This window comes from Nonomuraea sp. NPDC050451, assembly GCF_044458585.1.
In genome coordinates this window covers 1-7284 of record NZ_JBITHZ010000090.1, presented here as the reverse complement: position 1 = coordinate 7284, position 7284 = coordinate 1, and the positions used below count along the sequence as shown (strand labels likewise).

At 67.0% G+C, this 7284-nt stretch carries 1 protein-coding gene; it reads left to right on the top strand.

The genetic code is table 11. The features are described from left to right. Positions 1–1352 precede the first annotated feature (1352 nt). Entirely contained in the window at positions 1353–7229 is a 5877-nt protein-coding gene (locus tag ACIBI9_RS67505; RefSeq protein WP_397239560.1) for an RHS repeat-associated core domain-containing protein, read from the top strand. Positions 7230–7284 lie beyond the last annotated feature (55 nt).

Here is a 7284-nt window from a genome sequence, read left to right as displayed (position 1 = left end):
ATCTATGCACGCGCACCAGCATCACCAAAGCGCACCCCTCGACGCAGGAACAACACGAACCCGGCCGACTCCGCAACAAGATCAGCGCCAGAGCCCGAGAGTGTCAGTGGGTATTGCCGCCGGATGTCAGTCGCTCCGCCCACGAAAGTGTCAGTAGCGGCGGGGGGTCTCAGGGGGGAAGTTGCGCCACAGCGCCCCTCACCCACGCCGCCGAAGACGGCGCCAACACCTCCATGCTGCTGGCCTACTCCGGCCATACTTCGGTCGCCTCGCTGGCGCGCTACGCTCGCGTCTCCCCCGAGGCCCTGGCAACAAGCACGGGACCCGGCCGCGCGCCGCCGGTGAGAGCTCAGCGGGTCGGTCCTTATCAACGGCCGCCTTTGCCACTCCCCGGGACAGGACACCAGGCCGGGAGCTTTCATCCGGTACATCGCACTCCGTGCCTATTTGGTAGCTGAGATGACTCTTGCTGCCCGATCTTGCGAAAGTTACGCTTTGCCCGTTTGGCAACATGCTCCGAGCCGCACGAGTCAGGACGCTCGTTCCTGCCGGGTGGGGTGGAGCGACGTCTGGCACCCCTGGGTGTCCCTCGTTGTGGGTCGGAGCGTGACGGCGTATGCGCCGGTATTTGGCATGGGGTCGTTCGCGGCGTCGTCTGGCGGCCGCACACATCGGACTCTTCCTGGTACTGGTGCCGGGGTTGGCGCAGGTTGCTGTGCTGCCGGCAGTGGCGGACTCGCAAGGTACGGTCAGCGCGACGATCCAGGGGATGCCTGACACCCCGCGCCAGCAGATGGGTGTGACGAAGCATCTGCCGTCCTTGGTGCCTGCATCCGTCACGACGGCGTCGATGACGGCGAAGCGGGGGAAACGGAAAGGCGCGTTACCAAAGGGCGTCGTCGGCCTCGATATCGCGGTACGAACACAGAGCACACGGGCTGAGACTGGCTCGAAGTTGCCGACAGGTGCGGCGCGTGCCGAGGCGCTGGACGCTGCGGCAGCCGCGCCGTTGATCGACGACATGTGGCCGCTCAACGGGACCTTGTCGGGCTCAGCAACACCGACCCTGGTGGCGCATGCAGACGAGGGCACCGCGCCCTATCGGTATTCGTTCATGATTTGCGAGGCGCCCAGCGAGAACACCTACCAGAGCACGAACTACGACCTGTGGTGCTTTCGTCAAACCGATGACGGGTCCTTGTACGTGCCGGTGTCGTCCGGGCAGCTTGCGGCTGGGGTGAATACCTGGAAGGTCCCTGCCGGGAGCCTCAAGTGGGCCACCACGTATGCGTGGAGGGTAGACGTCACTGACCGCGGCAGGAACCACGGCCGCATCGGCGTATCGGACGTTTGTGACCGGCGTGCGGCAGCCTTCGGTCGGCTCGCAGCTGGCCAACCGGGACAGCAATGGCCAGGAGTTTCAGTCCGTCTCGGGAAATTACACCACCACGGTGGTGGACGCCTCGGTGGCCACGGTGGGCCCGGCGCTGTCGATCGCCCGTACCTACAACAGTCTGGACGCCCGTCGTGACGGCCTGTTCGGCGCTGGTTGGTCGACCCGATACGACATGCGCATCCAGGTGGAGACGGGCGCGTCCTTGCTGGTGACCTATCCCGACGGGCGGCGGTTGCGGTTCGCGCCGAAGGGAGATGGCACCTTCTACCCGCCTTCTGGGATGCACGCCACGCTGGCCGAGGTGTCCGGTGGCGGGTGGAAGTTGATGGACAAGTCTTCGACCGTCTACCACTTCAACGGGCAGGGACGGCTGACGCGGATCGTCGATGGGCGGGGGCGCGCTCAGGAGTTGAGCTACAACGCGGACGGCACCCTGGCCAAGGTCACGGCTGTGGGGGGCCGGTCGCTCACCTTCACCTGGAGCGGTTCGCACATCGCCAGCGTTTCCACCGATCCGGTCGATGGTGCGCCGCAGACCTGGACCTACACCTACGACGCAGACAAACTCAGCACCGCCTGCAACCCCATGCCGGCACCGAACTGCACCACCTACCGCTACACCACCGGATCGCTGTATCGCGGCCTGGTCGAGGACGATGAACCGGTGGGTTACTGGCGGCTGAGCGAGCCGTCCCTGCAGCCCAACCCGACCCCCACGCCCACACCCAATTGCACCATCAACCCCCTTCTGTGCGTACCGCAAGGGACCACGCAAGCCCGCAGCCTGGGTTGGGGAGCGGAAAGCGCCACCTACAGCGGCGTCGACCTCGAACAGCCCGGCGCGCTCGCCGGATCGACCGACACCTCCGCAGCCTTCGACGGCGACGCGCTCGTGCAGTTGCCGGACAACGCCATCGCCCGCCTAAACGATCGGTTGTCACTGGAGTTGTGGTTCAAGACCACGACCTCGGGCATCCTGGCCTACACCTCGGCCGAGCGGCCCTCCTCCTCCATTCCAGTGTTCTTCCAACAGGGCCAGCCCCTGCTGTACGTCGGCACGGACGGCAAACTGCGTGGCCAGTTCCGCACGCTCGACGCAAGCGGGTCACCGATCACCTCCCCGATCACCTCCTCAGGCGCTGTCAACAACGGCCAATGGCATCATGTGGTCCTGAGCGGTGCCGCAAACAACCAGAGCCTGTATCTGGACGGCGCCGCCGTCGGCTCCCTGGCCGGCACTATCGATCACGACTGGATGGCATACGCCGCCGTCGGTGAGGGCGCAACCCACAACTGGCCCGCCACCAAGCCGCCAACCTCCGACCTTTACCTCACAATGTGGGGGCTTGACGGCCAGATCGACGAGGTCGCCCTGTACGACCGGGCGCTCGGCAGTGCAGAGGCCGCCGAACACTACGCGGCCCGCCTCGCCGCACCACACTTGCTGGACAAGGTCACCCTGCCGTCCGGGCGGGTATGGGCGCAAAACACTTACGACACGGCCAAGGACCGGCTGCAAAGCCACACCGATGAACACGGCGGCACCTGGAAGCCGACCGAGCCCAGCCAAGTCGACCCCCAGACGGGCACCTCGACGGTCACCGTGACAGACCCGCAAAACAACACGCTGACCTACAAGCATGACGCCTGGCGCGGCTACCGCCTCATCTCCACGGTCGACCAGCTCGAGCAGCAGACCAGCTATTCCTACGATGTGGGCGGATACCTCTCGTACGCCAAGAACCCAAACGGCATCTCCACCAACGCCGAGTACGACAAACGCGGCAACCTGCTGTCGGCCTACCAATGCCAGCCCGCAACCACAGGCGGCAACCCCTCACTCAGGTGTGCCGTTGAGGGAGGCCCTCTCGCCGATATTGCAGGCGAGCGGTGGTATCAGTACTACGTCAACAAGGACAATGAGTTCGACCCGCGCAATGACCGGCTGATTGCGGTCCGCGACGGTCGGTCCGCTTCGTCTACTGACAACACCTACGCCGCCGCTCTCGAGTACAACTCCTACGGGGAGCAGACCAAGCAGACCACCCCGGCCACGCTCGATTTCCCCAACGGCCGCTCCAGCACTGTCACCTACACCGACGGCACCGAAGCGGCGGTCGGCGGCGGCACCACCCCGGCCGGGCTGGTGAAGACCCGCACCGATGCCAAGGGCAACGCCACCAGCTTCGGCTACAACGCCGCAGGGGACCTTGCCGAGCAGGCCGACCCGTCCGGGTTGGTCACCAAGTTTGAGCATGACGCGTTGGGCCGTGTGAGCGCCCAGACGCAGATCTCCGATGCCGAGCCCGGCGGGGTGAAGAGCACCTTCGCCTACGACAAGCTCGGCCGGCTGGCCACGCAGACGGCGCCGGGTGTGAAGAACGAGATCAGCGGCGTCACGCACACGGCGAAGACCAGCTACACCTATGACCCGGACGGCAACACGCTCACCGCAACCGTCACCGACCTGACGGGCGGTGACCCGGCGCGGGCCACGACCCACACGTACGACGCCTACGGTCACCAGGAGACCAGCACTGACCCCGAGGGCGGTGTGGTCCGCATCAGCTGGGACAAGTTCGGCCTGCCGTCGACCGTCACCGACCAGTTGGGCTCGGTATTCGGCTACACCTACACCAAGCGCGGTGAGCTGGCCTCGCGGACGTTGAAGAACTGGACCGGTAGCCCGGTCAACCCGCAGCCGGCCAAGGAGATCGTCCTGGAGTCGTTCTCCTATGACCCCGGTGGTCGCCTGTCGGCGCGGGTGGACGCGATGGGCCGCAAGACCTCCCACACCTACTATGCCGACAACCGCCTAGCACAGGTGACTGGGGACGATGTCAAGCTGAACGGCTCCGCCACGACCAAGGACGTGGTGCTGGAAGCCAATACCTACGATGCGGCGGGCTACCTCACACAGAAGATCAACGGCGGCGGTATCACCACTACCGACTACGTTTACGATGCCGCCGGTCGGCTCGCCTCGGCCACGCTCGACCCGGCCACGCTTAAGCGCAAGACCGCTTACGAGTACGACGCCAACGGTCTGACGACCAAGGAGACGCGTACTGCGGCGGGCACGACGCGCCAGGAGGTCGTCACCTACGGCTACAACGCCGTCGGCATCATGACCCGGCAGACGGTGGAGAACGGCGATGCAGATCTGGTCACCACCTGGACGGTCGACGACCGCGGCCTGATCACCGCGATCACCGACCCGCGCGGCAACGCCGATGGCGCTACCGCCGCCGACTACACCATCACCAACATCTATGACGCGCTCGGTCGCTTGATCGAGACCAAGGCACCCAGCGTGCAGATCGACAAGGCCGGCACCGCCACGCAGGGGCGCCCGACCAGCCGGATCGGCTACGACACCGCGGGTTGGCAGACCCACGTCGTCGACCCGGAAGGACGGCTGGCCACATCGGGGTTCGACAAGATGGGGCGACGCACGTCGCTGACCGCCATGCCCTACACCCCGCCCGGCGGCACCGCGGCCACGCCCACGATGGGCTATGGCTACGACCTGGCGGGGCGGCTGATCAAGACCACCGACCCGCGCGGGCAGGTCACCACGACCGAGTACGACGCGCTCGGCAACCTGGTCCGTGTGACCGACCCGCCCGCCGCGCAGGGGCAGCCAGCCAGCACGTGGGTGTCGGAGTACGACCTGGCAGGCGAGCAGTTGACGGTGATCGGCCCGACCGGCGCCCGCCGCGAGGCCACCTACGACGACCTGGGCCGACAGATCACCGCCACGCAGATCGAGCGCAAACCGGCCACGGCCGTCTACGTCTCCAAGATGGAGTACGACGACGCCGGCCGGCTGGTCAAGCAGATCCCCCACGGCAGCGTCAACGGCAGCAAGGACACCGTCTTCACGGTCAACGCGGCGGGTGAGGCCGAAACCGTCACCGACCCGCTGAGCAACAAGACCCGCATGGAGTACGACCTGGCCGGCCGGCTGGTCAAGACCACCGACCCGAACGGCAACGCCAGTACTGCCGAGTACGACCTGGCCGGCCGCAAGACCACGGTCAAAGACCTGACCGGCGCGAGCAGCGGTGCCGGTACGGTGCTGCGCACTTACGGCCAGGGCTACGACCTGGCCGGCAACCCGACCAGCGCCACCAGCCCCGAAGGCCACGTCACCCGGCAGACCTTCGATGCGCTCAACCGGGTCACCTCCCTCATCGAGCCGGTCTCCGCGAGCGAGTCGATCACCACGAGTTTCGGCTACGACGCCGCCGGCGCCCGCACCCGGCTCACCGACGGCCGCGGCAACGCCACCTGGACCACCTACAACAGCCTCGGCCTGGTTGAGACGGTGACCGAACCGGCCACCACCGCACACCCGAGCGCGGCCGATCGCACCTGGACCCACCTCTACGACCAGGCCGGCAACGCCACCGCGACCCTCCAGCCCGGCGGCGTGCGCATCGACCGCACCTTCGACTACCTCGGCCGCCTCACCAACGAGACCGGTCAAGGCGGCGGCGCCGCCACCGCCGCGCGTACCCTCGGCTACGACCTGGCCGGCCGTCTGACCACCGCCGGTGACCTGAGCATCGACTACAACGACCGCGACCTGCCGCTGAAGATCCTGCGCGGCAGCACCCAGGAGACCGCCTACGGCTACGACGCGCTCGGCAACCCCACCCAGCGCGTCGACGCCGCTGGAACCGCCGCCTTCACCTGGGACAACGCCAGCCGCCTCGCCACCGCCACAGACCCGGTCACCGGCCGGACCCTCACCTACGGCTACGACCCGGCCAGCCGCCTGAAGACCATCACCGCCACCAGCGGGCAGGCCAGCACCCAGAGCTTCGACTACGACGACCTGGACCGCGTCACCGGCCAGACGTTGAAGAACGGCTCCGGCACCCAACTCGCCAAGATCACCTACGGCTGGGACAAAGACGACAACCTCACCACCAAGACCACCGCCGGCACCGCCGGCGCGGGCACCAACACCTACGGCTACGACCACGCCGGCCGCCTCACCTCCTGGACCGCCCCCGGCGGCGCAGTCACCACCTACGAATGGGACGCCGCCGGCAACCGCACCAAAGCCGGCAACAAAACCTTCACCTACGACGAACGCAACCGCCTGACCAACGGGGATGGCACCGACTACACCTACACCCCGCGCGGCACCCTGGCCACCAGCACCAAGGCGGGCACCACCACCAACTACACCTTCGACGCCTTCGACCGGCTCATCGCCGACGGCGACAGCCTCTGCAGTTACGACGCCCTCGACCGGCTCGCCTCCCGCATCACCGGCGCCGCCAAGGACGTCTTCGCCTACACCGGCCTCGGCAACGACCTGGCCGCCATGAGGGACAGCGGCGGCGCCGTTCAGACCACCTACGCCCGCGACCCCAGCGGCGGCCTGCTCGGCCTCAAGGAAGGCGCCGGTGCCGCGGTGGCCGCGTTGAGCGACCTGCACGACGATCTGATCGCCACCTACACCACGACCCTGCAGACCTCCACCGCCTACGACCCGTTCGGCACCGTCACCGCCCAGACCGGCACCAAGACCAATCTCGGCTACCAGGGCGAATACACCGACCCGGACACCGGCAAGGTCAACATGCACGCCCGCTGGTACCAGCCCGGCACCGCCACCTTCACCAGCCGCGACACTGCCACTCTCAACCCCAGCCCATCGGTGCAGGCCAACCGCTACACCTACGCCAACGCCTCACCCCTGACCGGCACCGACCCCACTGGCCACGCCACCGTCATCGGCGGCGGCTCCGTCGCCGGCCCCTCGGCCTACACGCCAGGGAGCTTGTCACCTGAAGTGTGTAAAGTCCTACTCTGAGTAACGAAGAGTGCTCTTTATCTGATTTACTTGATCCTTCCCGGATAAGCGATCT